The 25,864-nt window shown below is 41.2% G+C and carries 25 protein-coding genes; 23 read left to right on the top strand and 2 right to left on the bottom strand.

Features of this window, described 5'->3' with window-relative positions; translation table 11 throughout:
* Nucleotides 1–4: 4 nt before the first annotated feature.
* The 9 genes from lpdA to DNL43_RS01475 all read left to right on the top strand — a co-directional run bounded on the left by lpdA (nucleotide 5) and on the right by DNL43_RS01475 (nucleotide 8,497).
* Complete coding sequence (gene lpdA / locus DNL43_RS01515; protein WP_056982173.1) at nucleotides 5–1,429, top strand: dihydrolipoyl dehydrogenase; 1,425 nt, start codon at nucleotides 5–7, stop codon at nucleotides 1,427–1,429.
* A gap of 72 nt (nucleotides 1,430–1,501) precedes the next feature.
* Nucleotides 1,502–1,984: a UPF0223 family protein gene (locus tag DNL43_RS12315; RefSeq protein WP_306765868.1), complete on the top strand. Its 483-nt coding sequence runs from the start codon at nucleotides 1,502–1,504 to the stop codon at nucleotides 1,982–1,984.
* A 1-nt stretch (nucleotide 1,985) separates the two neighbouring features.
* Nucleotides 1,986–2,765 (top strand): inositol monophosphatase family protein, encoded by a 780-nt coding sequence (locus DNL43_RS01505; RefSeq protein ID WP_054769222.1) that lies wholly within the window; start codon nucleotides 1,986–1,988, stop codon nucleotides 2,763–2,765.
* Between the two features lie 89 nt (nucleotides 2,766–2,854).
* Nucleotides 2,855–4,702 (top strand): translational GTPase TypA, encoded by a 1,848-nt coding sequence (gene typA, locus DNL43_RS01500; RefSeq protein WP_056982175.1) that lies wholly within the window; start codon nucleotides 2,855–2,857, stop codon nucleotides 4,700–4,702.
* 192 nt (nucleotides 4,703–4,894) lie between these two features.
* Nucleotides 4,895–6,082, top strand: coding sequence for an FtsW/RodA/SpoVE family cell cycle protein (locus DNL43_RS01495; protein WP_056982177.1), 1,188 nt, complete (start codon nucleotides 4,895–4,897; stop codon nucleotides 6,080–6,082).
* 13 nt (nucleotides 6,083–6,095) lie between these two features.
* On the top strand, nucleotides 6,096–6,377 hold the full coding sequence (locus DNL43_RS01490; RefSeq protein ID WP_054769813.1) for a YlbG family protein: 282 nt from the start codon (nucleotides 6,096–6,098) through the stop codon (nucleotides 6,375–6,377).
* Nucleotides 6,378–6,391: 14 nt separating this feature from the next.
* The gene (rsmD, locus tag DNL43_RS01485) at nucleotides 6,392–6,955 is read left to right on the top strand and encodes a 16S rRNA (guanine(966)-N(2))-methyltransferase RsmD (RefSeq protein ID WP_056982179.1); all 564 of its coding nucleotides are present in this window, start codon (nucleotides 6,392–6,394) and stop codon (nucleotides 6,953–6,955) included.
* Nucleotides 6,955–7,431, top strand: a complete 477-nt coding sequence (gene coaD, locus DNL43_RS01480) for a pantetheine-phosphate adenylyltransferase (RefSeq protein ID WP_054769814.1) — start codon at nucleotides 6,955–6,957, stop codon at nucleotides 7,429–7,431. Before rsmD ends, coaD begins: the two co-directional genes overlap by 1 nt.
* Nucleotides 7,432–7,459: 28 nt before the next feature.
* The gene (locus DNL43_RS01475) at nucleotides 7,460–8,497 is read left to right on the top strand and encodes a SepM family pheromone-processing serine protease (RefSeq protein WP_156644969.1); all 1,038 of its coding nucleotides are present in this window, start codon (nucleotides 7,460–7,462) and stop codon (nucleotides 8,495–8,497) included.
* A 131-nt stretch (nucleotides 8,498–8,628) separates the two neighbouring features.
* On the opposite strand, the gene DNL43_RS01470 is transcribed toward DNL43_RS01475, so the two are convergent.
* A protein-coding gene (locus DNL43_RS01470; RefSeq protein WP_094753971.1) for an IS5 family transposase occupies nucleotides 8,629–9,404 on the bottom strand; the annotation gives its coding sequence in 2 pieces (ribosomal slippage) (nucleotides 8,629–9,077 and nucleotides 9,077–9,404; 777 coding nt in all).
* Nucleotides 9,405–9,501: 97 nt separating this feature from the next.
* Between DNL43_RS01470 and DNL43_RS01465 the strand changes: the two genes are divergently transcribed.
* Genes DNL43_RS01465 through holA form a run of 4 tightly spaced genes read left to right on the top strand, consistent with a single transcriptional unit; the run spans nucleotide 9,502 to nucleotide 13,963 of the window.
* Nucleotides 9,502–10,158 (top strand): ComEA family DNA-binding protein, encoded by a 657-nt coding sequence (locus tag DNL43_RS01465; RefSeq protein ID WP_156645077.1) that lies wholly within the window; start codon nucleotides 9,502–9,504, stop codon nucleotides 10,156–10,158.
* A 51-nt stretch (nucleotides 10,159–10,209) separates the two neighbouring features.
* Nucleotides 10,210–10,686 carry a ComE operon protein 2 gene (locus tag DNL43_RS01460; protein ID WP_056982183.1) on the top strand — a complete coding sequence of 159 codons (477 nt, stop codon included), beginning with the start codon at nucleotides 10,210–10,212 and terminating at the stop codon, nucleotides 10,684–10,686.
* Between the two features lie 47 nt (nucleotides 10,687–10,733).
* Complete coding sequence (locus DNL43_RS01455) at nucleotides 10,734–12,941, top strand: DNA internalization-related competence protein ComEC/Rec2 (protein ID WP_056982186.1); 2,208 nt, start codon at nucleotides 10,734–10,736, stop codon at nucleotides 12,939–12,941.
* A complete protein-coding gene (gene holA, locus DNL43_RS01450; protein WP_056982189.1) occupies nucleotides 12,938–13,963 on the top strand; it encodes a DNA polymerase III subunit delta in 1,026 nt (341 codons plus the stop codon). The genes DNL43_RS01455 and holA overlap by 4 nt, the downstream gene beginning before the upstream one ends.
* A 108-nt stretch (nucleotides 13,964–14,071) precedes the next feature.
* On the opposite strand, the gene rpsT is transcribed toward holA, so the two are convergent.
* Entirely contained in the window at nucleotides 14,072–14,326 is a 255-nt protein-coding gene (gene rpsT / locus DNL43_RS01445) for a 30S ribosomal protein S20 (RefSeq protein WP_054769508.1), read from the bottom strand.
* Nucleotides 14,327–14,572: 246 nt separating this feature from the next.
* Between rpsT and rpsO the strand changes: the two genes are divergently transcribed.
* The 10 genes from rpsO to argH all read left to right on the top strand — a co-directional run bounded on the left by rpsO (nucleotide 14,573) and on the right by argH (nucleotide 25,839).
* Nucleotides 14,573–14,842, top strand: a complete 270-nt coding sequence (gene rpsO, locus DNL43_RS01440) for a 30S ribosomal protein S15 (RefSeq protein WP_020281908.1) — start codon at nucleotides 14,573–14,575, stop codon at nucleotides 14,840–14,842.
* Between the two features lie 164 nt (nucleotides 14,843–15,006).
* Nucleotides 15,007–16,722, top strand: a complete 1,716-nt coding sequence (locus tag DNL43_RS01435) for a ribonuclease J (protein WP_056982191.1) — start codon at nucleotides 15,007–15,009, stop codon at nucleotides 16,720–16,722.
* A gap of 67 nt (nucleotides 16,723–16,789) precedes the next feature.
* Nucleotides 16,790–17,719 (top strand): hypothetical protein, encoded by a 930-nt coding sequence (locus tag DNL43_RS01430; RefSeq protein ID WP_056982193.1) that lies wholly within the window; start codon nucleotides 16,790–16,792, stop codon nucleotides 17,717–17,719.
* Nucleotides 17,720–17,900: 181 nt separating this feature from the next.
* A complete protein-coding gene (gene tuf / locus DNL43_RS01425) occupies nucleotides 17,901–19,088 on the top strand; it encodes an elongation factor Tu (RefSeq protein ID WP_054769507.1) in 1,188 nt (395 codons plus the stop codon).
* 169 nt (nucleotides 19,089–19,257) lie between these two features.
* A complete protein-coding gene (gene tig, locus DNL43_RS01420) occupies nucleotides 19,258–20,592 on the top strand; it encodes a trigger factor (protein ID WP_056982195.1) in 1,335 nt (444 codons plus the stop codon).
* Between the two features lie 149 nt (nucleotides 20,593–20,741).
* Nucleotides 20,742–21,989 (top strand): ATP-dependent Clp protease ATP-binding subunit ClpX, encoded by a 1,248-nt coding sequence (clpX, locus tag DNL43_RS01415; protein ID WP_179286781.1) that lies wholly within the window; start codon nucleotides 20,742–20,744, stop codon nucleotides 21,987–21,989.
* Nucleotides 21,990–22,076: 87 nt separating this feature from the next.
* Nucleotides 22,077–22,664 carry a ribosome biogenesis GTP-binding protein YihA/YsxC gene (gene yihA / locus DNL43_RS01410; protein ID WP_054769506.1) on the top strand — a complete coding sequence of 196 codons (588 nt, stop codon included), beginning with the start codon at nucleotides 22,077–22,079 and terminating at the stop codon, nucleotides 22,662–22,664.
* A complete protein-coding gene (locus DNL43_RS01405; protein WP_056982198.1) occupies nucleotides 22,661–22,972 on the top strand; it encodes a nucleoside triphosphate pyrophosphohydrolase family protein in 312 nt (103 codons plus the stop codon). Before yihA ends, DNL43_RS01405 begins: the two co-directional genes overlap by 4 nt.
* Before the next feature lie 188 nt (nucleotides 22,973–23,160).
* A complete protein-coding gene (locus DNL43_RS01400) occupies nucleotides 23,161–24,456 on the top strand; it encodes an argininosuccinate synthase (protein ID WP_056982200.1) in 1,296 nt (431 codons plus the stop codon).
* Nucleotides 24,457–25,839: an argininosuccinate lyase gene (gene argH, locus DNL43_RS01395; protein WP_056982202.1), complete on the top strand. Its 1,383-nt coding sequence runs from the start codon at nucleotides 24,457–24,459 to the stop codon at nucleotides 25,837–25,839.
* Nucleotides 25,840–25,864 lie beyond the last annotated feature (25 nt).

Genomic DNA, 25,864 nt, shown 5'->3' with positions numbered 1-25,864 from the left:
AATAATGGCTGATGTTGAAAAGAAAGAAACAGTAATTATCGGAGCTGGCCCTGGTGGCTACGTTGCCGCAATCCGTGCATCCGAATTAGGACAAAAAGTAACACTGATTGAAAAATCAGATACACTTGGCGGTGTTTGTTTAAACGTTGGTTGTGTTCCTTCCAAAGCTTTGATCGCTGCTGGGCATCGTCTGCAGGAAGCAAATGATGCTTCGACTTATGGAATCACGACTCAACCAGCTACAATCGATTTTGCCAAAACTCAGGAGTGGAAGCAAAAGAAGGTTGTTGACCGAATGACCAGCGGTGTTAAGATGCTGCTGAACAAGCACAAGGTTGAAGTCATTCATGGTGAAGCGGTTCTTGATAGTGATACCCAATTACGGGTAATGCCTACTGGACCTCAACAATTCATGAGTGCCGATACCGGAACAACTATTCAGTTTGATAACCTGATCATTGCCAGTGGTTCACATCCAATTGAAATTCCTGGATTTAAATTTGACGGTCGAGTGGTTGACTCAACCGGCGGCTTGAACCTTCCGGAAATTCCTAAAGAATTCGTTGTTATCGGTGGTGGATATGTTGGTACCGAATTAGCTGGTGCATATGCCAACTTGGGTGCCCACGTAACGATCATCGAAGGATTGGATTCAATCTTGAATGGCTTTACCAAGGACATGGTTTCATTGGTTGTTAAGAACTTGAAGAAGAAGGGCGTTGATATTCATACCAGTGCCAAAGCAATTTCTTCAAGTCAGGATGCCGACAGCGTTTCTGTAACGTACGAGGAAGATGGCAAACAAACAACCATCAAAGCTGACTACTGCATGGTCACCGTTGGTCGTCGTCCAAATACTGATGATCTTGGCTTGGAATACACCAAGGTTAAAGTTGATGACCACGGAATTGTTCAAACTGATGAACAAGGCAGAACTGATTCTCCACATATCTTCGCAATTGGAGATATTGCTTCAGGTCCTGCTTTGGCTCACAAAGCATTCTTCCAAGGCAAAGTTGCTGCCGGTGCAATTTCCGGTAAGAACACTGCTAACGACTATGTTGGCGTTCCAGCAGTCTGCTTCTCAGATCCAGAAATCGCCGTTGTTGGTATGACTCAGGCACAAGCAAAGGATAAAGACATCGAAGTTTCAACTTCGAAGTTCCCATTTGCAGGTAATGCCCGTGCCGTATCACTTGACCAAGCCGATGGATTTGTTCGTTTGATCTTCACTAAAGACGACAAGACACTTGTTGGTGGTGAAATTGTTGGACCAGGTGCCAGTGATCTGATTGCCGAGTTAAGCTTGGCAGTTAACAGTCACATGAATGTTGAGGACATTGCCCTTACCATTCACCCACATCCAACTTTGAGCGAGCCTATTCAAGAAGCTGCCGATGTTGGATTGGGATTCCCAACTCATATTTAAAAAGTTTCGATGAGTTCTGTTTAGAACTCGGAATACAAGTAAAGCAGGTCATGATGAATGTAGTTGTTCATCATGACCTGCTTTTTTGTCCCGCGAACAGCTTGGCAAATTGTTGAAGCTGGACCGGCGCCACTCACTTTTTTGGAACATCTGTCTTTTGAACTCAGCCAAACATGTAAAATCCCACAAACTTTGATCATTTCTGTTTCACAAACTCAGTATCTATCTTATAATAAAGTCAATGCAGTAACGATCGGAGTGAGTGCAATGGCTGATGGGTATGAATACCCTTTGATTGATGGTTTGAATGTCGATGAAATTATTGATGTTGTGAATTTTTACCAGATGGTTGAGCAGGCATATGAGCAATCCGGGGGTGTCAAAAGATCGGATTTTCTTGCCGCTTATCGAAAATTCCAGAAAATTCTGCCTTCCAAAATGGAAGAAAAACAACTTGAAAGGGAGTTTGAGAACCGTTCCGGATATGACGCCTATCAAGTCATCAAGGCTTCTAAAGACGCACAATCGGTTAATCTGAAGATACACGAGGCATAGCATGGAAATTAATGAATTAAAGCATATTGATAAAACTGTCCGAGGCTGGTTGAGTGAATCCAGAGACAATGTTTTAAGAAAAATCGATACCCGGCTTACGGTCGATACCAAAACCAGTCGGAAAGATTTAGTCACGAACGTTGACAAGCAAAATGAAAAGTTTTTAGTCGGCAAGATTCGTGAATTTGACCCCGATTCAAAGATTCTCGGAGAAGAGGGCTTTGGCGACCAGGTTCATTCCACCAAGGGACGCATTTGGATTATCGATCCAATTGACGGCACGATGAATTTTGTTAAGCAGCGCAACAACTTTGCCATCATGATTGCATTGTATGAGGATGGCAAAGGGGTTCTTGGTTATGTAATGGATGTGATTGGCAAACATTTACTTTCAGGAGGTCCTGATCTCGGAGTCTTTGACAATGGCCAACCGCTACCACCAGTTCAAGATACGCCATTAAGGGAAGGCTTGATTGGTTTAAGTGGTCCCATGGTATTGCATAATGATTATAATATGGTAGACATTGCTCAGCAGTCTTTGGGAATGCGCATATATGGCAGTGCCGGTATTGATATCGTTTCCGTTCTTCGTGGTGAATTGGTCGGATATATTTCCTACTTAAAGCCTTGGGATTTTGGGGCTGGCAGAATTTTATGTGAAACTGCCGGACTTAAGATGACAACTATTGACGGACAGCGGTTGGATGTGTTATCATCAACACCAGTATTGTTAGCAACACGAAATGCACATCGAGACATTCTTACAATCGTAAGTAAATGATCGGACTGTGACAGTTGTCACAGTTTTTTTATGCCAATATATATGATGTACAACATTCGGTTTGATTTAAATGAAGGGAAGCAAACGACTTGGATACTAAATTAAAGACACGCGACGACATTCGTAACATCGCTATTATCGCCCACGTTGACCACGGTAAGACAACCTTGGTTAACGAATTGTTAAAGCAGTCAGATACGCTTGATCAACACGTACAAATTGAGGATCGGGCTCTTGACTCGAATGCCATTGAACGAGAACGTGGAATTACCATTCTCTCAAAAAACACTGCCGTTCGTTATGGCGACAAACAAATTAACATCTTGGATACCCCAGGACATGCGGACTTCGGTGGTGAAGTTGAACGTATTATGCGAATGGTTGATGGCTGTTTACTTGTCGTTGATGCTTTCGAAGGTACAATGCCTCAAACCCGGTTCGTTTTGAAGAAAGCTCTTGAACAACACTTAACCCCAATCGTTGTGATTAACAAGGTTGACCGTGAAGGTGCTCGTCCTAAAGAAGTTGTGGATGAAGTTCTTGACTTATTCATCGAACTTGGTGCTGATGAAGAGCAACTTGATTTCCCTGTTGTATACGCATCAGCTATGAATGGTACTTCAAGTTACGATCCTGATATCAGCAAGCAGGAACATACTATGAAGCCTATCTTTGATACCATTATCAAGAATATTCCATCTCCTATCGATAACTCAGACGAACCTCTTCAATTCCAAGTTGCAATGCTTGATTATAATGACTTCGTTGGTCGTATTGGTATTGGCCGAATCTTCCGTGGAACTATCAAAGTTGGTGACAGTGTTACTGTTATGAAGCTTGATGGTTCAAAGCAAAACTTCCGTGTTACCAAATTAATGGGATTCTTTGGTTTGAAGAAAGAAGATATCCAATCCGCTAAAGCTGGTGATTTAATCGCCGTTTCCGGAATGGAAGATATTAATGTCGGTGAAACTGTTGTTGACCCTAAGGATCCAGAACCACTTCCAATCCTTAGAATTGATGCCCCAACTCTGCAAATGACATTTGGTACCAACACTTCACCATTCGCCGGCCAAGACGGTAAGTTTGTTACTGCCCGTCAGTTAGGTGATCGTTTGAAGCGTGAACTTCATACCGATGTTTCATTACGTGTTGATGACACTGACACCCCAGGTTCATGGGTTGTTTCAGGACGTGGTGAATTGCATTTGTCTATTTTAGTTGAAACCCTTCGTCGTGAAGGATTTGAATTACAAGTTTCACGTCCAGAAGTTATCTATCGAGATGTTGATGGAACAACTTGCGAACCATTTGAAACTGTTCAAATCGATACTCCTGACGAGTATACCGGTTCAATTATTGATACCCTTTCACAACGTAAAGGTACCATGCAAAATATGGAAACAACCGACAATGGTCAAACTCGTTTGACATTCTTGGCTCCATCACGTGGATTGATTGGTTATTCAACTGAATTCCTTTCATTAACTCGTGGTTATGGTATTTTGAACCATACTTTTGAAAAGTACATGCCAGTTATCAAGGGCTGGAACCCTGGTCGTAAGAAGGGTACCCTTGTTTCAATGAACGCCGGTAAAGCAACCACCTATGCAATGATGGGGATCGAAAGCCGTGGTACATTGTTAATCGATCCAGGTACCGAAGTTTATGAAGGTATGATCGTCGGTGAAAACAACCGTGAGAATGATATCACTGTTAACATCACCAAAGGTAAGAACCTTACTAACGTTCGTGCTGCCGGTTCTGATGATATGGCCCGGATTAACACGCCAACCCATCTTTCACTTGAAGAATCACTTGAATTCTTGAATGAAGATGAATTGTGTGAAGTAACACCTCACTTCATTCGTTTGAGAAAGAAGATTCTTAACTCAAACACTCGTGAAAAAGAAGCTAAGAAGCAACGTCATAACTAAAATTAACTTTTAAATTAAGCCGCAACCAAACCTTAACGGAATGGTTGCGGCTTTTTGAGTTGAAAAGTGGCTTAATTTGGATTTTTTTAAAATCCAATAAACCTCGTTGGCAATCCGCAAAATCGGCCTTTTAATTATGATATAATGTAGGTCGATGTCCGTACATACAATTAGAAAAGTGGAGTTGGACCAATGGGGAAAGAACGTTTAAAAAATCTTGATTATGTTATTTTTATACCATATATCATTATGTCAGTTATTGGGGTTGTAATGGTATACTCTGCCAGTGCAAATATTGCGCTGCAAAACGGTGGAAGTCCGCTGAGTTACCTGATCAAACAACTGATATACATGGTTGTTGGGCTCGGAATTATCCTTTTCATGATAAGAATGAACATTAACTTTTTAAGAAAGCCAATTGTTTTAAAGTTCCTTCTTGGACTATTTGTTTTTGGATTGCTATGGTTGCTGGTGTTTGGTAAAACCATTAACGGTGCTGCAGGGTGGATTCATTTGGGGCCGATTAATATTCAACCGGCCGAGTTTGTGAAGTTCTTTTTGATTATCTGGCTTGCCAACGCCGTTGCTTCAGGGCAGCCCGAAATGACGCTTTCTGTTCGCAGTTGGTTGGATCAGATGAAATGGCCGTTATTTTGGAGTCTTGCTTTGATTGCCCTTATCTTTAAGCAGCCTGATTCAGGTGGGGCAGCCATTAATTTTGCGATTGTCTTTATATTGATCAATTGTAGTGGTTTTTCCTGGAAACGGGCTTTATCCATTATTTATGGCTGTGCCGCCGGTGCATTTTTGATTTTTGAATTGGTTTTGGTGCCAATGGCTAAATCCGATTCTTTCTCCAACTCGTATCGTCTGCAACGAATTGTGGCGTTTACCAATCCGTTTGGACATGCTCAGGGAACCGGTCAACAGGTTGTTAACTCCTACTATGCGATCAGTAATGGCGGCTTGTTTGGTGTCGGTCTCGGTAATAGTGTTCAAAAAACCGGCTATTTGCCTGAACCCAACACTGATTTCATCATGTCAATTCTAACTGAAGAATTAGGTGCAATTGCCGCCTTCCTGGTTTTGGCACTATTGACCGTGATTATTTTGAGAACTATTCAGATTGGCGTTCGCAGCAATGATCCTTATCAAAGTCTGATTTGCTACGGTGTCGCAACTTACATGAGTATTCAAACATTTTTTAACATGGGTGGTGTATTGGGCGTTCTGCCAATTACAGGTGTCACATTCCCATTCATTAGTTACGGTGGTTCCAGTATTTTAACGCTGGCGATGTGTTTAGGACTGGTTCTAAATATTAGTAGTCGTCAGCGGATCGAGCGTCGAGCATTAAAATTGGCTCGAAAGGCTCATTAAAGGAGATGTATTTATGACATTAGATATTCAACCAACAACTGGATTGATCGTTTATCTGCATTCTATTCGTCATTCCAAAAATCTTAAGTCATATGGCAGACTCTATTATGTGTCCAAACGGATGCGTTATGGCTTGATCTATGTTAATAAAGATGAAGAAGAAGCGATTACCAAAAAGTTGTCCTCACAAAATTACGTTAAACAGGTTGTACCATCACATTTGAATGAACTCGTTCATGAAGTGGAAGGTAAAACTGATTTGGATGATGACGATTTGTCAGATGAAGATTATTAAAGTTGAGGTAAGCTATGAGAATTGTATCCGGTAAATATGGTGGTATTCGATTAAATCCGGTAAAGAGTGATAAGACTCGGCCAACCACTGATAAGGTGAAGGAATCGCTGTTCAGCATGACCGGCCCTTATTACCAAGGTGGTAAATTTCTGGATCTTTTCGCCGGTTCCGGAGCTGTCGGAATTGAAGCTGTCTCCAGAGGGATGGATCGTGCAGTTTTGGTTGATCGTCAGTATCAGGCAATCAAGACAATCAAAGAAAATATTGAAAAGATCCATGCTGAAGATCAATTTGACGTCATTAAAGGCAACGCCGAGTCGGTCTTGAAGCAATTAGCTGAAAATAACGTTCAGTTCGACATGGTATTTCTTGATCCGCCATATAAGCTTCAAAAAATTGTGAAAACTTTAGGTGATTTAAAGGCGCTCAATCTTCTTAACAAGGGTGCAGTGATTGTTTGTGAGACAGACAACCATACTGAATTACCTGAAACACTTGAGGGCTTTCAAGCGACCAAGCAAAAAAATTATGGGCTGACCAATTTAACGATTTATGACTATCAAATGGGGAATGAATAATGACAAAAGCTTTATATGCAGGAAGTTTTGACCCAATTACGTTTGGCCACATTGACGTTATTAAACGTGCCAGTCGGATGTTTGACAAGGTCTACGTTGCCATTAGTATTAATACGCATAAGCATGCTTTGTTTACCGATGAGGAACGAGCAGACTTTGCCAGACAGGCCTTGGCGGGAATTGAAAACGTTAAGGTCTTGGTGTCTGAAGAATTGACGGTTAAGCTTGCTCAAAGTATTGGGGCAACTGTATTGGTTCGCGGCGTGCGGGGCGGTAGTGATTTGGATTCTGAAATGTCGATTGCCGGATTGAACGAAAAATTGGACAATCATATTCAAACAATTTTTATTCCAACCGCTGCCAATTACCGTGATCTTTCATCCAGCATGATTAAAGAAATTGCCAAATTCCATGGTAGTGTTGATAAATTTGTTCCAGAACCGGTGGTAAGGGCTTTGAACGAAAAGTACCGGTAATAAAATCCTGTAAGAGAGTGGTGGACTGATGAAAAAGTGGTTAAAAAAGTATCTAATCTGGTTTGCCATTTTAATTTTTATAGCAATTGGCTTCTTGTGGCCGCTTCCCAACTATATTGAGGGACCCGGGGATGCTGCCAATTTGAGTAAAATTGTCAACATTAAGAACCATCCCGACAAGCATAAGGGCCAATTCATGCTGATGTCGGTCAGTATTGCCCAGGCAAGGCCGTTTACATATCTCTATGCAAAGTTGAACCCATACTATTCAATCGAGCCTGAGGAAGCTGTTACGGGCGGTCAGGACATGAAAGAATATAGTAAAGTTCAACAGATTTACATGGATGGGTCCATTAATAGTGCAATTTACACCGCCTATCATCAGGCACATAAAGTCGTCAAGATTCAATATCGAGGCATTTATGTCATGAGCGTGATGAAGAACTCGAAGTTTAAAAATAAGCTGAGAGTGGGCGACGTGGTTGTTGCTTTGGATGGCCATCATTTCAAAAGTTCGCTGGGCTTCATTAAATACGTGAAGCAGCAAAAGTATGGTCAAAAACTGACGGTCACATACAAACGAAACGGTAAGCTGCACAAAGTAACGGAACCACTCGGAATGATTTCCAAGCATCGAGCCGGAATTGGTATTTCACTAACTGATGATATTCAAGTTAAGCCGGCCATTCCAATTAAAGTGAATCCCGGTCAAGTTGGTGGGCCGTCAGGCGGGTTAATGTTCTCGCTTCAAATTTATAGTCAATTGACTAACAAAAATTTGCGGCATGGTCAAAAAGTTGCCGGAACTGGTACCGTTGACGGATTGGGAAACGTTGGTGAAATTGGTGGGATTGATAAGAAAGTGATCACCGCTAAGAAACATGGTGCCAAGATTTTCCTTGCGCCATATGTCAAACCGACAAAATATATTTTGAAGTATGAAGAGGACCATAAGACCAACTATCAACTGGCTAAAGCAACCGCTAAAAAATATGCGCCTTCAATGAAAGTGATCCCGGTTAAAACATTTGACCAGGCAGTTTCAGCATTGGAGAAAAATAAATAGGATTTTCAAAAAAGGGTTAGATAAACTAATCCTTTTTTCGTATGTACATTTTAGAAGGGAGGTACAGCATGGATAGGATACGTGAGTTCATTGATGAATATCTTTATCAGATACTAGGGTCTGTCTGGAAACTATTTAAGCCAAATCAAAATTGAAGCAATGTAAATGGTTTGTAGAAAAACATGCACTAGTTTATCATATCGCGTCGCAATCCGCCGGTAATTCTTCAATTGATTAAAGTAATTCTCGATCAAATGGCGTTCACAATAGACGTAATAATCACAATCCCACTTGTCTTGGGCATTACTTTTAGGTGGAATCGTATATTGACCGCCTTCAGCTTCAATATACTGGCGCAGTTCCTTAGTCCCATAAGCTTTATCGGCAATCAGATTAACGCCGGCTAAAGCTAATTGTCGCAGTAATGGTTCAGCTGCCCGACTATCATGAACTTGGCCGCCGGTAAGGATAAAACATAATGGATTTCCAAGGCCATCCACCACCGCATGAATTTTAGTGGTTCGACCACCACGGCTTAGACCGATGGCTTGATTCTCAACGTCACAGCGGGCGTTTTTTTAGCGCCCGTGGCCTTTTGATGAGCTCGAATGCTAGTTGAATCGAGGCTGATATTTTCCATATCCGGTTCATCGATCAAATCCTTAAAGATCCGTTCAAACAAGCCGGCATCAACCCAACTACGATAACGACTATAGCTGGTTTTCCATGAACCGTATCGTTCAGGAATATCACGCCAGGTGGCGCCACTTTTTAGCAACCAGAGAACCGCATTAAAAACTTGGCGATTAGGTATTTTAGGTGGGCGTCCGGTTTTATAGGGCGGAAAACGGTCCTCAATCCGGGCCCATTGCTCATCAGTAATTTCATAACGTTTCGGAATTGTCATCGGCGAAAACCTCAATTTGTTTTTTATCAAGATTATACACGATTATTTTGTTTCCAGACAGACCCTAATTGGTTTGGTGGCAGTCATTGTTATTTTTATGTTTGTGATTGGTGGAATGCTTGTTGGTAAAAGAAGTGACTCATCCCCCAGTGACGATCAAGCGGTCGTCAGAAGTTCAAGTACATCTGAAGCAGACGCCGGTTCAACATCTGAATCAGCATCGCAACAGCAGCCCAAACAAGTCGCCTCAGGGGCAAATCAGCAAATGTACGTTGACGTTAAAGGAGCCGTTAAGAACCCCGGGGTTTACCAAGTGAGCGCCAATATGCGGGTCGTAGATGCGATTGATTTGGCTGGCGGATATAACCGATCAGCAGATAAGAAGAAAATTAATCTCGCTCAAAAATTGACCGATCAGCAAGTTATCTATGTCCCCATTCGGGGTGAAAAGGGCAGTCCGGTTACTTCAACCGTTCAGGCCGCACCGTCTACACCGGCGGACATAGGGGATGCCTCAGCAGCCGATTCAGCCGCTGGCACAGATTCATCGGCTGCGGGTTCTCAACAAATTAATTTGAATACTGCTGATAAAACCAAGCTCCAAGAGTTGACCGGAATTGGCGAGAAAAAAGCCGATCAGATCATTGCTTATCGCCAAGCTCATGGTCAATTTAAAAATATTGAAGAACTAAAAGAAGTTCCGGGATTTGGTGACAAAACCTTTGCTAATCTAAAATCTTCAATTTGCGTATAGCCCAAATTGTAAAATTGAGATATGATTTACACCAGAGAAGGTGGAATGAAAATGGATAAGCGAATTAAATGGGACCAATATTTTATGATGCAGGCCGTCTTATTAGCTTCAAGAAGTACCTGTGAACGACTATCTGTCGGTGCGGTGATTGTTAGAGATAAGCGCATCATTGCTGGTGGATATAATGGATCGGTTGCAGGTGACGATCACTGTATCGACGTTGGCTGTTATTTGGAGGATGGTCATTGTGTCAGGACAATTCATGCAGAAATGAACGCAATTCTGCAATGTGCCAAATTTGGCGAGCCGACTGACAATGCTGAAATTTATGTGACTGATTTTCCCTGCCTTCAATGTACCAAGATGTTGTTGCAGGCTGGCATCACCAAGATCAATTACTTAAGAAATTACCATAATAATGAATATGCACAAAAATTAATTCGTTTGAAGAATATTGAATTAAACAAAATTAAGTTGACTCAATCCGATATGGACAGAGTGCCATTCGGATCCTATCTGTCTGATTAATTATTAATACAAATTGGCTCATCTTTCCGGCTGGAATCATGCTGCTAATGAGCATGGCGATTTATGGGAATCACTTAATCGGCCTTGGACTATTAGTCATCCTGTGCTTGAGGATTGGATTGTTGCGCAGTCCGCAGATAATGGTTATTTGCATGATGGTGGCGATAATCTTTGCCGGAGTTTGTTGGGTTACACAACTTCAGCTTGCTCAATCCACCAATCAAAAGACACTGACCGTGAAAATATATCCTGACACTGCGAAGGTTGATGGGGCAAATTTAGCTTTTATTGCCAAGCCTGAAGGGGCGGACCAGAAGATGGTGTTCTACGCCCGACTGAAGGACAAAGGCCAGCAGCATTTGTTTATGAATGAGGTCAAACCAATAGTGGTTGAAGCGGCTGGTAAAGTATCGGATTTTTTGCCGGCCACTAATCTGAATCAGTTTGATGCTCGCAAGTATTACCATCACCAGAAGATTTGTCACGCTTTTTTGGTGGAAAATTTTCATATTAAAGGGTCACCACCCAAGCTCTCGATTATTGATCGAATTCACATTATTCGATCAATTTTTAATCATTACTGCGGTCGACTTCCCGAAACGTTGGGAATCTACGCGACCGGTTTGATTAGTGGTTATCGGCCAAACAATTTTTTCGATGAGATGACGGGTGTTAAAAGGTTGGGGCTTTTGCATATATTCAGTATTTCTGGAATGCATGTGGCCTATTTTCTTTCGATTATTGATCAATTGATGGCATGGTTGGGAATTTCTCGATTTCGAAAAGCTGTTATCGCCATCTTATTTTTGGGTGGATATTTTATCTTTTCCGGCGGATCCCCAGGCCTTTTACGGGCAGTCATCATGGCAATTATTGGGATTATTAATCGCGTATTCAAGCTTGGGTTCTCACAACTTGATATTTGGAGCGGTTCATTAATGATCAATTTGCTGATTTTACCCGAGACGATGTTCCTGATGGGCGTTCAGTTAAGTTACGGACTTTCGTTGGGGTTGATTGCTTCTGAAAAATTATCTTATATCAAACAAACTGTTATTTTAAATTTACTAACTGTTCCAATCTTGTTATTTAACATTTATGAATGGCATTTTTTGAGTGTCGCCGTTAATTTAGTTGTGCTGCCAATCTTTGGCCGCGTCATTTTCCCATTGGTGATTGTCGGCGTGGTGAGTGGCTTAGTTGGGACAATGCTCATCCGGCCAATTGACTGGTTCTTACATGTGTTTAACGATGGTTTGAATACCATTAGTCAGTTGCCGGGGATGGTGGTATTTGGCAAGCCGTCATTAATCATTGTTTTGGTGATGGTGACTTTGACGCTTCTTCTGGCAATTTCTGATCGGAGACACTCAAAGCGAATTATGGTGGGATTGTTGTTGACTTACCTTGTTTCGTTTTGTTGGATTCACTTTCCTCGATACGGCGAGGTGACAATGTTTGATATTGGCCAAGGTGACAGCTTTTTAATTCGGGAGCCGTTTAATCGCTCCGTGACGTTGATTGACACTGGTGGAAAAGTTCAGTTTGCTTCTGAAGCATGGCAAAGGGGCACTCAAAAATATCAAGCCAAGCGATTATCGATTAATTATTTGAAAAGTATCGGCATTTCCAAAATTGATAATTTGTGCGTCAGCCATCAGGATGCCGATCACTGTGGCGACCTGCCGGCGTACATTCAAGAAATGGACATCGGCAGGATCCTCGTTCCGTTGGGAATGGATAAGAACCCCGGCTTTATGAAGCGAATTGCCGATCGTCGGCAAACCACCAAGCTGTTATGTGTCAATGACGAAATGCGGGTGGTGGGGCTTCCGGCTGAGATTTATCACCCATATTTAGCAGGGAAGGGTGAAAACCATGATTCAATGGTTTTAGGCACTCAAAAGGGTGGCCTCAGCTGGCTGTTCACAGGGGACTTGGATCGGCCCGGTGAATTGGACACGATTGCCCGTCACCATGGATTGACTGCGGATGTTTTGAAGGTTGGCCATCACGGAAGCAAGACTGCTTCAGACCCGCAATTTATTTCCGCCATCAAGCCGCGGATTGCTTTGATTTCTGCCGGCCGAAACAATCGTTATGGGCATCCCAATGATGAAACCTTGGTGACACTCAAACAGCATAACGTCAGAATTTATAATACCCAAAAACAGGGTATGGTAAGATATATTTATCGAAACAATACCGGACATTTTAAAACTGTCTTGAAAGGCAATGAAGGGAACCTAGAATGAATTATTCGCAATTAATAAAACAATTAAATGCTGGAACTGCCGATCCGGTATATTTGATTATGGGTGACCAGGAATATCTCTCCCAACAAATCAAAAATGCATTCACAAACATTATCCCCGATAGTGAACGGTCAATGAATATTGGCAGCTATGACATGGAAGATACGACCATCTCGGCTGCTGTGGAGGACGCAATCTCCGTGCCGTTTTTTGGTGAGCGGCGGTTGGTGATGATTAACCGGCCATACTTTTTAACCGGAATGAGAACCAAGTCTAAAATTGATCAGAACATTGACGATTTTCTTGAGTATTTGAAACATCCCGAGAAATCCACTGTCATGGTGATATTTGCGCCCTATGACAAGCTGGATTCACGGAAGAAAATTACCAAGGCTCTCAAGAAGGTTGCGGTGACTGTCGAAATTGGCAGTCTTCGCGAACGTGAAATCAAACAGCTGGTTACCGATAAGATCACTTCGGAAGGATTTAAGATTAATCAAGATGCATTGGACCGAATGGTCGAGTTAACCGGCGGTAAGCTGACTTCGATGATGAGCGACCTTCCCAAATTATTTTTATATAATAATGATACTAAAGTGATTGATATTGATTCGGTCAATGGCCTTGTCAGTCGATCAATGGAACAGAATGTTTTTGATCTGGTTAACAGCGTGCTGAAGAAGAATGCCAAGCAGTCAATGGATATTTATCATCAGCTGCTTTTGGAAAATGATGAGCCGATCCGAATCAACGCGGTCTTGATCCAGCAGTTTCGGCTTTTACTGCAGGTGATGATCCTTCAAAAGCACGGCTACTCCCAGGGGAATCTGGCATCAACCCTGAAAGTTCATCCTTATCGGGTTAAGCTCGCAATGCAGACTGTGAGAAAGTTTAGTTATGGTCAGCTGAGGGATGCCTATGTGGGTTTGGTGGATACGGAACGTCAAATGAAGTCGACCCGGCGTCCGCCAGAATTATTATTTGAATTATTTGTGCTGAAATTTATGAAAAGCGTCAGTTAGAAATACGAAAACAGGAGTCGGGATGCCAAATGGCAATTCCAACTCCTGTTTTTATGTAAAAAAGTGTACAAAAAAAGTTGTTAGACTAACTAACAACTGGAAAAGGTTTTATTTAGCTAATTTTGAAGTTAAACGTGACTTGTCACGAGCAGCCTTGTTAGCTTTGATTAAGCCCTTTGATTTTGCATGATCAATTGCGCTGATTGCGTTAATGTATAAATCCTTAGCGTCGTCAGAACCGGCAACTTGTGCCTTTTGGAACTTCTTAACTGCAGTACGGTATGCACTCAATTGAGCAGCGTTACGACGTTGTGCTTTTTCGTTGGTTTTAACACGTTCGATAGCAGATTTGATAATTGGCATTTGACTCACCTCCGAGTATTATTCTTAGTAAAAATTATTAAATTTCAACAAGCATCATTATACAAAAACCAGCCGACTATTGCAACCCAAACTGCGAATGAATATTGCAAAGAGGCTTGTATTTATTAAAAGAATCCGGTATACTAACTTTTGTGTGTTGTACAAGACCTTCGACTTAGTTTGTCGGGTACCACTTCCGTTTACTCAGTTGTTGGCTTCAAAAAAATAAAAAGGTGGTTATATATTATGGCAATTACACAAACCAAGAAGAACGAAATTATCAACAAGTTTGCTCGTCACGAAGGCGATACCGGTTCAGCAGAGGTTCAAATCGCTGTTTTGACTGCAGATATCAACGAACTGAACGAACATATGCGTACTCATCGTAAAGATTATCATTCACAACGTGGACTTATGAAGAAGATTGGTCACCGTCGTAACCTTTTGGCTTACTTACGTGACAATGACGTTACTCGTTATCGTCAATTGATCAAGGACTTAGGTCTTCGTCGTTAATATTAACATTTCAAGAACGGATATTTTCCGTTCTTTTTTTATACATATTTATTTTAAGCAATAACAATCTGTTTTGAAAAATTCGGTTTCAACAAAAAATATGTTAAACTAAAAGAAGCTGAAAACGAACGTAAAAAAGAACAAATTAATTTTTGAGGTGAATCATGAAAAACAAAATAAAAGTCATGGCTATTGGTGGCGTCCGCGAGAATGGTAAAAACATGTACGCGGTTGATATTAATGGCGGAATTTATATTTTGGACTGTGGTCTAAAATATCCTGAAAACGAATTATTGGGAATCGATGTTGTGATTCCCGACTTTAGCTGGTTGGAAGAAAATAAAGATCGGATTGTCGGGGTCTTCCTGACACACGGTCACGCGGACTCAATTGGTGCGATTTCTTACTTCTTAAGTAAGTTTGATGTGCCAGTCTTTGGTTCTGAAATGACAATTGAGTTAGCCAAACTTAATGTGGCGGACTCTGAGGAAATTAAGAGCTTTGATGATTTCCATGTTGTCAGCGAACGCAGTGAAATTGATTTTGACGACATCAAAGTGACTTTCTTCAAGACAACACATTCAATCCCCGGTTCTTTGGGAATTGCCCTTCACACATCAGATGGAATCATTGTTTACACCGGTGATTTCAAATTTGATCAGACCGCTGCGCCAATTTATCAGACCAACTACTCAGCTTTGACCCAATTGGGCGATGAGGGCGTTTTAGCATTGCTTGATGATTCAGGAAATGCTGAAAATCCTAAGCCAAGTGCGTCAGAGAAGAAAATTGCCGAATATATATATGATACATTCAACTATCAAGACAGCCGGATTATCGTTGCCAGCGTTGCTTCCAATATTTTGAGAATGCAACAGGTCTTCAATGCTGCTGCCAGAACTGGTCGGAAAGTTTACTTAACCGGTCATGATTTGGAGCGGATTGTTAAAACCGCAATGGGATTAAATACCCTGAAGCTTCCTGAAGACGATTTACTGATTGGCTCACTTGATGAGCTGAAGAAAATGGCACCTGACAAAGTTGTCATTATTCAGACTGGTAAAATGGGCGAACCCATTAAGGCAATTCAACGAATGGCCAACAAGGAACAAAGTGACATTAATATTGAACCAAAAGATTTGGTATTTATTACGACAACCCCATCTACTGCAATGGAAACAACCGTTGCTAAAACCCGCGATATGGTTTATCGGGCCGATGGTGAAGTTAAGATGATTTCTGATGAGATGAACTCATCAGGTGATGCCAGTCAATCCGATTTACAATTATTGATGAATCTTTTGCATCCAAAGTATATTATCCCTGTTCAAGGAGAATATCGTTTACTTGAAGCCAATGCCAAATTAGCCAAAGAAATTGGCTATACGGATGATCAAATTGTCATTCCGGCAAAGGGTGATGTCATTTCAATTTCCAAGGATGACATTCATCTCGGAAAGGGCGTTGACTTGGCCGACACCATGATTGATGGGATCGGAATCGGCGACATTGGGAACATTGTTCTCCGGGATCGAAAAGTTCTTTCCGAAGACGGTATCTTTGTGGCTGTTGTGACAATTGACCGTAAAAAGAAGCGGATTGTTTCAAGTCCTAAGTTAACTTCCAGAGGATTTGTCTATGTCAAGGCCAATAAAGACCTGATGAAGGATGCAGCCGGCATTATTGAGAAGACGGTTACGAACAATCTTGAACACAAAGAGTTTGATTGGAGCAACTTAAAGCAGGATGTTCGAGAAGACTTAAGCGATTATCTCTACAAGCAGACAAAGCGTCGTCCAGTTATCCTTCCAGTTATTATGGAAGTCAATCAACACCATAAACGTTCAAAGAAAAAGCAAAAAGCGACTGAAAAAGATTAATCAACAAGCGAGTAATTCATTAAATTGAATTGCTCGTTTTCTATAGTAGTGGATGATGGAGGAAATCATGGCTGGAATTACAAAAAACGATCAGGTCATTTTACTTAGTGCCCATGAAGATCTGCAAGACGGCCGATTCAATCAAGTCGTCAACAAGTCTGAACATTTGTTGGAGAAATACCCGAAGATGCTTGAGATAAACGATCTGTATGCAAGTGCGCTCTACAATTTAAAGAAGTTTTCAGAAGCCTACAAGGTCATTCAGGAATTTCAAAATGACTTTATCACTAATCCGCAATACCAGTCGGACGGACTAAAGATATTCTTGGCCAATGATCTGTTCATGGCTGCCAGAGAAGTACTGGCTCACACATCGGCGGACAAGCACCAGCAGCGACAGGCAGTCATTCTTCAAAATGAGGATGCCTACCGTCAACAGCACAGTAACGATTTATCAAAGCAAACAAGACGATTGGCTCATCTTGGTTCACTTCCGGTGTATGAGCAGGTCCACGAAATCACGGTTTCACAGAAGTTGCCTTTAAAGGAATATGTGCTTGCAGCAAAAACATTGCTGAATGATCCCTTTGGCTGGCAGGTTTCAAAGACTCAAGTTCTACTTCAGCTGATGAAAGTGAAATTTTCTGAAAACATCCAGTTGTATTGGCTGGATGGCAAGTCCCACACCATAAGTATTGACGAATTAAAACCATTGGACGAATATCAATCTTTTGTAGCTGTTTTAAAAAAAGTAACCGAGCAATTTGAATCAGAAGATCCAATTAAGCTCGATCTTGTTGAAAAAGAATTATTTACTCAAAGTAATTACATTTTTCCCTATTTTGATGAAGTCATCACCATTCCCAAATTCTGGGCAGAAACTGTGATTGCCCAATCCTTTGGTGGGACTGCATCCGCAGATAGTCCCGAAGAGGAAAGAATGCTGGCTTGGATTAAGCTGATTCATGACCAGGAGATTAAAATTGGTCTCATATAACCAAATTATTTTCGGAAAATAAGGGGAATCTGTTTACAAACAATTGTAGTATCGATATAATACTTAAGGATTCTTCGAAAATTGACTACTTTGTCTTTTCCAGAAGATGTAGTATAATAACACTTAGAAATGCATTGATGTGAATTGATGTAATTCTTGAAAACAACAGGAGGTTTCATTAATGGCAAAAGAACATTATGAAAGAACAAAACCCCATGTAAACATTGGTACTATTGGCCATATTGATCATGGGAAAACTACTTTGACTGCTGCTATCACTAAAGTATTGGCTTCAAAGGGTCTCGCTAAGGCTGAAGACTATGCTGATATTGATGCAGCTCCAGAGGAACGTGAACGTGGTATAACTATCAACACTGCTCACGTGGAATACGAAACTGAAAAGCGTCACTATGCCCATATCGATGCCCCAGGACATGCTGATTACATTAAAAACATGATCACTGGTGCCGCTCAAATGGATGGTGCTATTTTGGTTGTTGCCGCAACTGATGGCCCAATGCCACAAACTCGTGAACATATCTTACTTGCTCACCAGGTTGGTGTTGATTACATCGTTGTATTCTTGAACAAGACTGATTTAGTTGATGATGACGAATTAGTTGACTTGGTTGAGATGGAAGTTCGTGAATTACTTTCTGAATACGATTATCCTGGTGATGATATTCCTGTTCTCCGTGGTTCAGCTCTTAAAGCACTTGAGGGCGACAAGGAGCAAGAACAAGTTATCCTTGACTTAATGGATGTTGTTGATGAATACATTCCAACTCCAGAACGTGACGACAGCAAACCATTCTTGATGCCAGTTGAAGATGTCTTCACTATCACTGGTCGTGGTACTGTTGCATCTGGCCGTATCGATCGTGGTACTGTTAAAGTCGGTGACGAAGTTGAAATCGTTGGTTTGAACGACCAACCATTGAAGTCAACTGTTACTGGTTTGGAAATGTTCCGTAAGACATTGGATCAAGGTCAAGCCGGAGATAACGTTGGTGTTCTTCTTCGTGGTATCGACCGTGATCAAGTTGTCCGTGGACAAGTTCTTGCTGCACCTGGTTCAATCCAGACCCACAAGAAGTTCGAAGGTCAAGTTTATATCTTGACTAAAGAAGAAGGTGGACGTCATACTCCATTCTTCTCAAACTATCGTCCACAATTCTACTTCCATACCACCGATGTTACCGGTGTTATCGAATTGGAAAAGGGCGTAGAAATGGTTATGCCTGGTGATAACGTTACATTCCAAGTTGAATTAACTAAGCCAGTTGCCATTGAAAAAGGTACTAAGTTTACCATCCGTGAAGGTGGCCATACTGTTGGTGCCGGTGTTGTTAGTGACGTTAAGGACTAGTTTCTTTCGTTAAAAGCACACTAAGCTGTGAGGATAATTCCTCACAGCTTTTTTTATATGTTGAGTGTTATATGAAATTAATTTTACATTTTATGATTAATACGTTAAAATAACAATGTTATGCAATTATGAAATTGTAAAAAAATCTTTTGGTCTCGGAGGAAAAAAGATGTCTACAAAATGGGAAAAGAAAGGTACCAATGATGGCGAATTAACTTTCGAAATTGGTACAGATTCAATTAAATCTGGATTAGATCGTGCATTCAAAAAGAACAAGAACAGTATTCGAGTACCTGGCTTCCGTAAAGGAAAGGTTCCTCGTGCAATTTTCACCAAGATGTATGGTGAAGAAGCATTGTACGAAGATGCCCTCAACATTCTCTTGCCTGACGAATATTCAAAGGCTGTTAAAGATGCTAAGATCGAACCAGTTGACCAACCTAAGATTAGTGTTGAGTCAATGGAAAAAGGTAAGCCTTGGGTTATCAAAGCCACTGTTACCGTTAAGCCTGAAGTTAAGCTTGGCGACTACAAAGGTTTGAGTGTTCCAAAGCAAAATACCCGTGTTTATCAAAAAGACGTTGAAGCTGAATTGGAAAAGAAGCGTCAAAGTCAAGCTGAACTAGTTCTTAAAGAAGGTAAAGCTGCTGCAAAGGGCGACACTGTTGTGATTGACTTTGAAGGTACTGTTGACGGCAAGCCATTTGAAGGTGGCAAGGCTGAAAACCATTCTCTTGAATTAGGTTCAAATTCATTTATTCCAGGTTTTGAAGATCAATTAGTTGGTCACAAGGCCGGCGATGATGTTGAAGTTAAGGTTACATTCCCTAAGGATTATCAAGCTAAAGACTTGGCCGGTAAGGATGCAATCTTCAAGACTAAGATTCATGAAGTTAAGACAAAGGAATTACCTAAGTTAGATGATGACTTTGCCAAGGATGTTGACGAAAACGTTGACAGTCTTGATGAATTGAAGGAAAAGATCAAAGACGATCTTAAGAAACAAAAGAAGAGCGAAGCCCGCGACGCAATCGAAGATGCTGCAATTAGTGAAGCAACTGACAATGCCGAAGTTAAAGATATCCCTCAAGCAATGGTTGATGAAGATATCCAACGTCAAATGGACCAATACCTTGCAGGTATGCAACAACAAGGTATCAACCAACAGATGTACTTCCAGTTGACAGGAACTAAACCTGAGGATCTTAAGAAACAATTTGCTGATGGCGCTGACAAACGTGTTAAGACAAATTTGGTTCTTGAAGCAATTGTTGCTGCTGAAAAGATCGAACCATCTGAAGATGATGTTAAGGCAGAAGTTAAGAACCTTGCAAAACAATATGGTATGAAGGAAGACGCTGTTCGCAGTGCCTTAACCGATGACATGTTGAAACATGATATCGCAATCAAGCAAGCAATTGACTTAATTGTTGATTCATCAAAGCAAGACGCTAAAGCAAAATCAACTGAAAAAGATTCTAAAGACACTAAATCAGAAAAATAGTTTTTCTGCTTAATTAAAAGGACCCGTTCATTCGACGGGTCTTTTTTTAGGGGTAAAGCCTATTGATTGCAATTTATATATGTTATGGTAAAGTTACTCTTAGTTGATTATTATATTTAAAGTCCATCTTGGATGGAGGAGTGAATAATTTGTTTGAAGATAACGAATCAAGCGGGCCTATTACTTGCTCGTTTTGTGGAAAAACACAGGATCAGGTAAAGAAAATTGTTGCCGGTCCCGGCGTTTATATTTGTAACGAATGTATTGATTTATGCAAAGAAATCATTGACGAGGAATTAGCGCCAGAAAAATCTTCAGAAGACTTACTGAAGGTTCTTACACCTGCGCAAATTCTGGATAAATTAAATGAATTTGTAATTGGTCAAGAAAATGCCAAACGGACACTGTCAGTTGCCGTTTATAATCACTATAAGCGGGTTAACGAAATGATCAGTGAACCGGACGACGATTTGGAACTTCAAAAGAGTAACATCTGTATCATTGGACCTACTGGTTCCGGTAAGACATACTTAGCCCAAACATTGGCTAAGATTCTTAACGTGCCATTTGCAATCGCTGATGCAACGACTTTAACCGAAGCCGGATATGTTGGTGAAGATGTTGAAAACATTCTTTTAAAGCTTCTGCAAAATGCCGATTATGATGTTGAACGCGCTGAGCACGGTATTATCTATATTGATGAAATCGATAAGATTGCTAAGAAATCAGAAAACGTTTCGATTACTCGTGATGTTTCCGGTGAAGGTGTTCAACAGGCTTTATTGAAGATCCTTGAAGGAACGATTGCCAACGTTCCGCCTCAGGGTGGTCGTAAGCATCCTCAACAAGAATTCATTCAGATTGATACAACGAACATTTTGTTCATCGTTGGTGGTGCCTTTGATGGAATTGAAGGCATTGTTAAGAGTCGTCTTGGTGATAAGACCATTGGCTTTGGAACCAACTCCGACGAAGCTGCCGACGTTAATCCTAAAAACATTATGCAGTCAGTTATTCCTGAAGACCTCCTGAAATTTGGTCTAATTCCAGAATTCATTGGTCGTCTGCCAATTCTGACTGCTCTTGATAAGCTTGACGAACATGATTTGGTTCGGATTTTAACTGAACCTAAGAATGCCTTGGTTAAGCAATACAAGAAACTGATTGAGCTTGACGGTGCCGATTTGGAGTTCGCTCCAGGTGCCCTTGAAAAGATGGCCCAATTGGCAATTGCCCGTGATACCGGTGCCCGTGGCCTTCGTTCCATCATTGAAGACGTTATGCGAGACATCATGTTTGATTTACCAAGCAGAAATGATGTTTCAAAAGTTGTCATCACACCGGAGACGGTTACCGATCATAAAGAACCGGAACTAATCTTAAAACAAGCATCGTAATTCCCAGAAATCTGATGTAAACTTTAGATAGCTTACTGTCAGATTTCTTTTTTATTTAAATAGTTTATTCATTGAAGGAGTGGTTTCATGGAGGTTCACAATGTCGACCTTACAATTAGTGCTGTCGCAGAAAAACAATATCCAAATACCCAATTTCCAGAAATAGCGTTGGTTGGTCGGTCAAATGTGGGTAAATCTTCATTGACCAACGTCCTGATTAATCGGAACAAATTTGCTCGTACTTCAAGTCAGCCTGGTAAGACCCAGACTCTCAACTTTTATAACATTGAAGACAAACTCTATTTTGTTGACGTTCCAGGTTATGGATATGCCAAAGCTTCAAAAGCCAGCCGTGAAAAGTGGGGCCGGATGATTGAAACATACTTAACCAAGCGTGAGCAGCTTAAAGGCGTTGTGACCTTGGTTGACGGGCGTCATGCACCCACAGATGACGATATTTCAATGCATAATTGGCTGAAATACTACAATATTCCGATGCTGGTTGTGGCAACCAAGATGGATAAAATTTCCGGTGGTAAATGGAATAAGCAGGAATCGTTAATCAAAAAGACTCTCCAACTCGATTCAGATGAGCCGTTGGTCCTGTTTTCCGCATTAACCAAAACGGGTAAAAATGAAATTTGGCGTTGGATTGAGGGGAGAATGAAACGATGAATTTTGATGATTATCAAAAAGCAGCTAATCGGACATTAATGGGCAATGAACAGGTTTTAACTAATTGTGTTTTGGGCCTAACAGGTGAGTCGGGTAAAGTTGCTGATTTGGTTCGTAAATATACATTTCAAAGTCAACAACTGGATCATGATCAACTCGTCAAGGAAATGGGCGATGTTCTCTGGTATCTGTCTCAGATTTCAGAGTGGGCCGATATTCCATTCGACGAAGTTGCCAGTGATAACATTAAGCGACTTAAAAAACGTTACCCTGCTCAACATGGTGGCGTCAATCAAGTTAATATTTAAATTTCGAAGCAGCCGGAGTAATCTTTGGCTGCTTTTTTCATTCCGATTTTTCTAAAATGCCGTCAAAAACTGTATAATCGACATAATAAATTCGATAATAGTGAATAAAACATAAAAACAGTTGCATTAAATGAATATTGGTGTTAATCTCAATACATTGAATTTTTAGAAGATGAGAGGGAATATATATGTCAGAAAATAATAAAGTTGTTTTAGCTTATTCCGGTGGTTTGGATACCTCAGTTGCAATTCCTTGGCTGCATGACAAGGGCTACGATGTGATTGCCTGCTGTATTAATGTTGGTGAAGGAAAAGATTTGGACTTCATCAAGCAAAAGGCATTGAATGTTGGTGCCATTAAGGCATATGTCATTGATGGACTTGATGAATTTGCCGACAATTACGCATCCGTTGCATTAAAAGCCAATGCGATGTATGAAGGTTCATACCCATTGATTTCAGCATTGTCACGTCCATTAATTTCAAAGACGCTTGTTCAAGTTGCCCATCAGGAACATGCCGTTGCCGTGGCCCATGGTTGTACTGGTAAAGGAAATGATCAGGTTCGTTTCGAAGTTGCCATCCATGGTCTTGACCCACAGCTTGAAGTTTTAAGCCCAGTTCGTGATTGGCACTGGTCACGTGAACAAGAAATCGAATATGCCAAGGACCACAACATTCCAATTCCAATTGATTTGGACTCACCATACTCAATCGACGCCAACATTTGGGGCCGTGCCAATGAAGCCGGAATTTTGGAAGATCCATGGCAAAGTGCACCTGAAGATGCTTTTGCAATTACGAATCCAATTGAAAATACTCCTGATACTCCAACTCAAGTTGAAATCACATTTGAAAAAGGAATTCCAACTGAGTTAAACGGCAAGAAAATGAAGTTTTCTGAAATTATTCAGGAATTAAATGAAACTGCCGGTAAAAACGGTGTTGGTCGAATTGATCATATTGAAAACCGTTTGGTTGGTATCAAGTCTCGTGAAGTTTACGAAGCACCTGCTGCCACTGTCTTGTTAAAAGCTCATAAAGAGTTGGAAGACTTAACGTTTGAACGTGACTTGGCTCATTTCAAACCAACTGTTGAAAAACAACTCAGCGAACTGGTTTACAATGCATTGTGGTTCTCACCTTTAATGGATGCCATCCAATCATTTATTGATAAGTCACAAGAAGTTGTGAATGGAGTCATTAAGCTTCAATTATTCAAAGGAAACGTGATGGTTCTCGGACGTAAATCAGATTCTTCACTTTACGATAAGGATTTGGCAACCTACACTTCTTCAGATTCATTTGATCAAGAAGCTGCCAAAGGCTTCATCAAACTTTGGGGACTTCCTACTCAGGTTTATCAACAAGTTGCGCTTAAGAACAAGAACTCACAATTTGTTAAAGCCGTTACCAAGTCTCAATTAAAAGATAAAGTATCTGTTCATGAACAAAATTCTTCACATACGGGAGCTAAAAAATAAATGAGCACTAAGAAATTATGGGGTGGTCGTTTTCAGGAACAAGCAGCAGAATGGGTCGATCAGTTTGGGGCTTCGATTTCATTTGACCAATTAATGGCCGATGAAGATATCGAGGGCTCACTGGCTCATGTCAAAATGCTTGGGCATACCAAAATTTTACCGATGGATGATGTTGATAAGATTGTTGCCGGGTTAAACGACCTGCGAAAAGATTTACATGCCGGCAAGCTGCATTTTACAGTTGAAAACGAAGACATTCATATGAATATTGAAGCGTTATTAACTGACCGGATCGGACCGGTTGCCGGGAAATTGCATACTGCGCGTTCCCGAAATGATCAAGTGGCAACTGATTTTCATTTGTACTTGAAAAATCGTTTGCCTCAAGTCATTGACGAAATCACCACCCTGCAAAAGACCTTGGTTGAAATGGCAGAAAAGAATGTTGAAACCATCATGCCTGGATATACCCATCTGCAGCATGCTCAGCCAATTTCATATGGTCATTACCTGATGGCCTACTATCAGATGTTGAAACGTGATAAAGAACGTTTTGAGTTCAATATGAAGCACACGGATATTCTGCCTCTGGGCGCAGCTGCGTTAGCAGGGACCACTTTCCCAATTGACCGTGAATATACGGCCAAGGAACTTGGATTTGGACAAGTCTATCCAAACTCCTTGGATGCTGTTTCGGATCGTGACTTTGCGCTGGAGTTTTTGAGCAACAGTTCAATTCTGATGATGCACTTGTCACGTTTCTGTGAAGAAATCAGTATGTGGGTCAGCCATGAGTTCAAGTACCTTGAACTGAGTGATGCTTATACAACCGGTAGTTCGATTATGCCGCAGAAAAAGAATCCTGATATGGCGGAGCTGATCCGTGGTAAATCGGGTCGGGTTTATGGTCATTTGATTGGCCTGCTTTCAACGATGAAGTCATTGCCTCTGGCCTACAATAAAGACCTCCAGGAAGACAAAGAGGGAACTTTTGACACTGTTAAGACGCTCCTACCTTCTTTAAAGGTGTTCAATGGGATGCTGAAGACTGCCAAGCCGAACGTCGAACGGATGAAGCATGCAACTGAAAACGACTTTTCAAACGCAACCGAGTTGGCTGATTATTTGGCTGCCAAGGGCATTCCATTCAGACAGGCCCACGGAATTGTTGGTAAGCTTGTCTTAAAGGGCATAGAAACCCACCAGAACCTTCAGGACATGTCCTTGGAGGAACTACAGGCTGCCTCACCTAAAATCGAAGAGGATGTCTATCATGACCTCAAATCAGAGGTTGCGGTCGAACGTCGTCATTCTTTGGGTGGAACCGGCTTTGATCAAGTCCGTTTACAGATCAAGAATGCCAAGAAAGAATTAGGCGAGTAGCGGCACGCTGCTTTTCTGCATATAT

The sequence above is a fragment of the Lentilactobacillus kefiri genome, from assembly GCF_009739535.1.
Classification (GTDB): Bacteria; Bacillota; Bacilli; order Lactobacillales; family Lactobacillaceae; genus Lentilactobacillus; species Lentilactobacillus kefiri.
The sequence above is the reverse complement of the archived record's forward strand: the minus strand, read 5'-3'. Positions and strand labels throughout refer to the sequence as shown.

What these genes read in the sequence shown, in the direction of transcription:
- lpdA (WP_056982173.1), top strand. Translation starts at nt 5, where the DNA reads ATGGCTGATGTTGAAAAGAAAGAAACAGTAATTATCGGAGCTGGCCCT.
- DNL43_RS12315 (WP_306765868.1), top strand. Translation starts at nt 1,502, where the DNA reads ATGACCTGCTTTTTTGTCCCGCGAACAGCTTGGCAAATTGTTGAAGCT.
- DNL43_RS01505 (WP_054769222.1), top strand. Translation starts at nt 1,986, where the DNA reads ATGGAAATTAATGAATTAAAGCATATTGATAAAACTGTCCGAGGCTGG.
- DNL43_RS01495 (WP_056982177.1), top strand. Translation starts at nt 4,895, where the DNA reads ATGGGGAAAGAACGTTTAAAAAATCTTGATTATGTTATTTTTATACCA.
- DNL43_RS01490 (WP_054769813.1), top strand. Translation starts at nt 6,096, where the DNA reads ATGACATTAGATATTCAACCAACAACTGGATTGATCGTTTATCTGCAT.
- rsmD (WP_056982179.1), top strand. Translation starts at nt 6,392, where the DNA reads ATGAGAATTGTATCCGGTAAATATGGTGGTATTCGATTAAATCCGGTA.
- coaD (WP_054769814.1), top strand. Translation starts at nt 6,955, where the DNA reads ATGACAAAAGCTTTATATGCAGGAAGTTTTGACCCAATTACGTTTGGC.
- DNL43_RS01475 (WP_156644969.1), top strand. Translation starts at nt 7,460, where the DNA reads ATGAAAAAGTGGTTAAAAAAGTATCTAATCTGGTTTGCCATTTTAATT.
- DNL43_RS01465 (WP_156645077.1), top strand. Translation starts at nt 9,502, where the DNA reads ATGTTTGTGATTGGTGGAATGCTTGTTGGTAAAAGAAGTGACTCATCC.
- DNL43_RS01460 (WP_056982183.1), top strand. Translation starts at nt 10,210, where the DNA reads ATGGATAAGCGAATTAAATGGGACCAATATTTTATGATGCAGGCCGTC.
- DNL43_RS01455 (WP_056982186.1), top strand. Translation starts at nt 10,734, where the DNA reads ATGAGCATGGCGATTTATGGGAATCACTTAATCGGCCTTGGACTATTA.
- holA (WP_056982189.1), top strand. Translation starts at nt 12,938, where the DNA reads ATGAATTATTCGCAATTAATAAAACAATTAAATGCTGGAACTGCCGAT.
- rpsT (WP_054769508.1), bottom strand. Translation starts at nt 14,326, where the DNA reads ATGCCAATTATCAAATCTGCTATCGAACGTGTTAAAACCAACGAAAAA.
- rpsO (WP_020281908.1), top strand. Translation starts at nt 14,573, where the DNA reads ATGGCAATTACACAAACCAAGAAGAACGAAATTATCAACAAGTTTGCT.
- DNL43_RS01435 (WP_056982191.1), top strand. Translation starts at nt 15,007, where the DNA reads ATGAAAAACAAAATAAAAGTCATGGCTATTGGTGGCGTCCGCGAGAAT.
- DNL43_RS01430 (WP_056982193.1), top strand. Translation starts at nt 16,790, where the DNA reads ATGGCTGGAATTACAAAAAACGATCAGGTCATTTTACTTAGTGCCCAT.
- tuf (WP_054769507.1), top strand. Translation starts at nt 17,901, where the DNA reads ATGGCAAAAGAACATTATGAAAGAACAAAACCCCATGTAAACATTGGT.
- tig (WP_056982195.1), top strand. Translation starts at nt 19,258, where the DNA reads ATGTCTACAAAATGGGAAAAGAAAGGTACCAATGATGGCGAATTAACT.
- yihA (WP_054769506.1), top strand. Translation starts at nt 22,077, where the DNA reads ATGGAGGTTCACAATGTCGACCTTACAATTAGTGCTGTCGCAGAAAAA.
- DNL43_RS01405 (WP_056982198.1), top strand. Translation starts at nt 22,661, where the DNA reads ATGAATTTTGATGATTATCAAAAAGCAGCTAATCGGACATTAATGGGC.
- DNL43_RS01400 (WP_056982200.1), top strand. Translation starts at nt 23,161, where the DNA reads ATGTCAGAAAATAATAAAGTTGTTTTAGCTTATTCCGGTGGTTTGGAT.
- argH (WP_056982202.1), top strand. Translation starts at nt 24,457, where the DNA reads ATGAGCACTAAGAAATTATGGGGTGGTCGTTTTCAGGAACAAGCAGCA.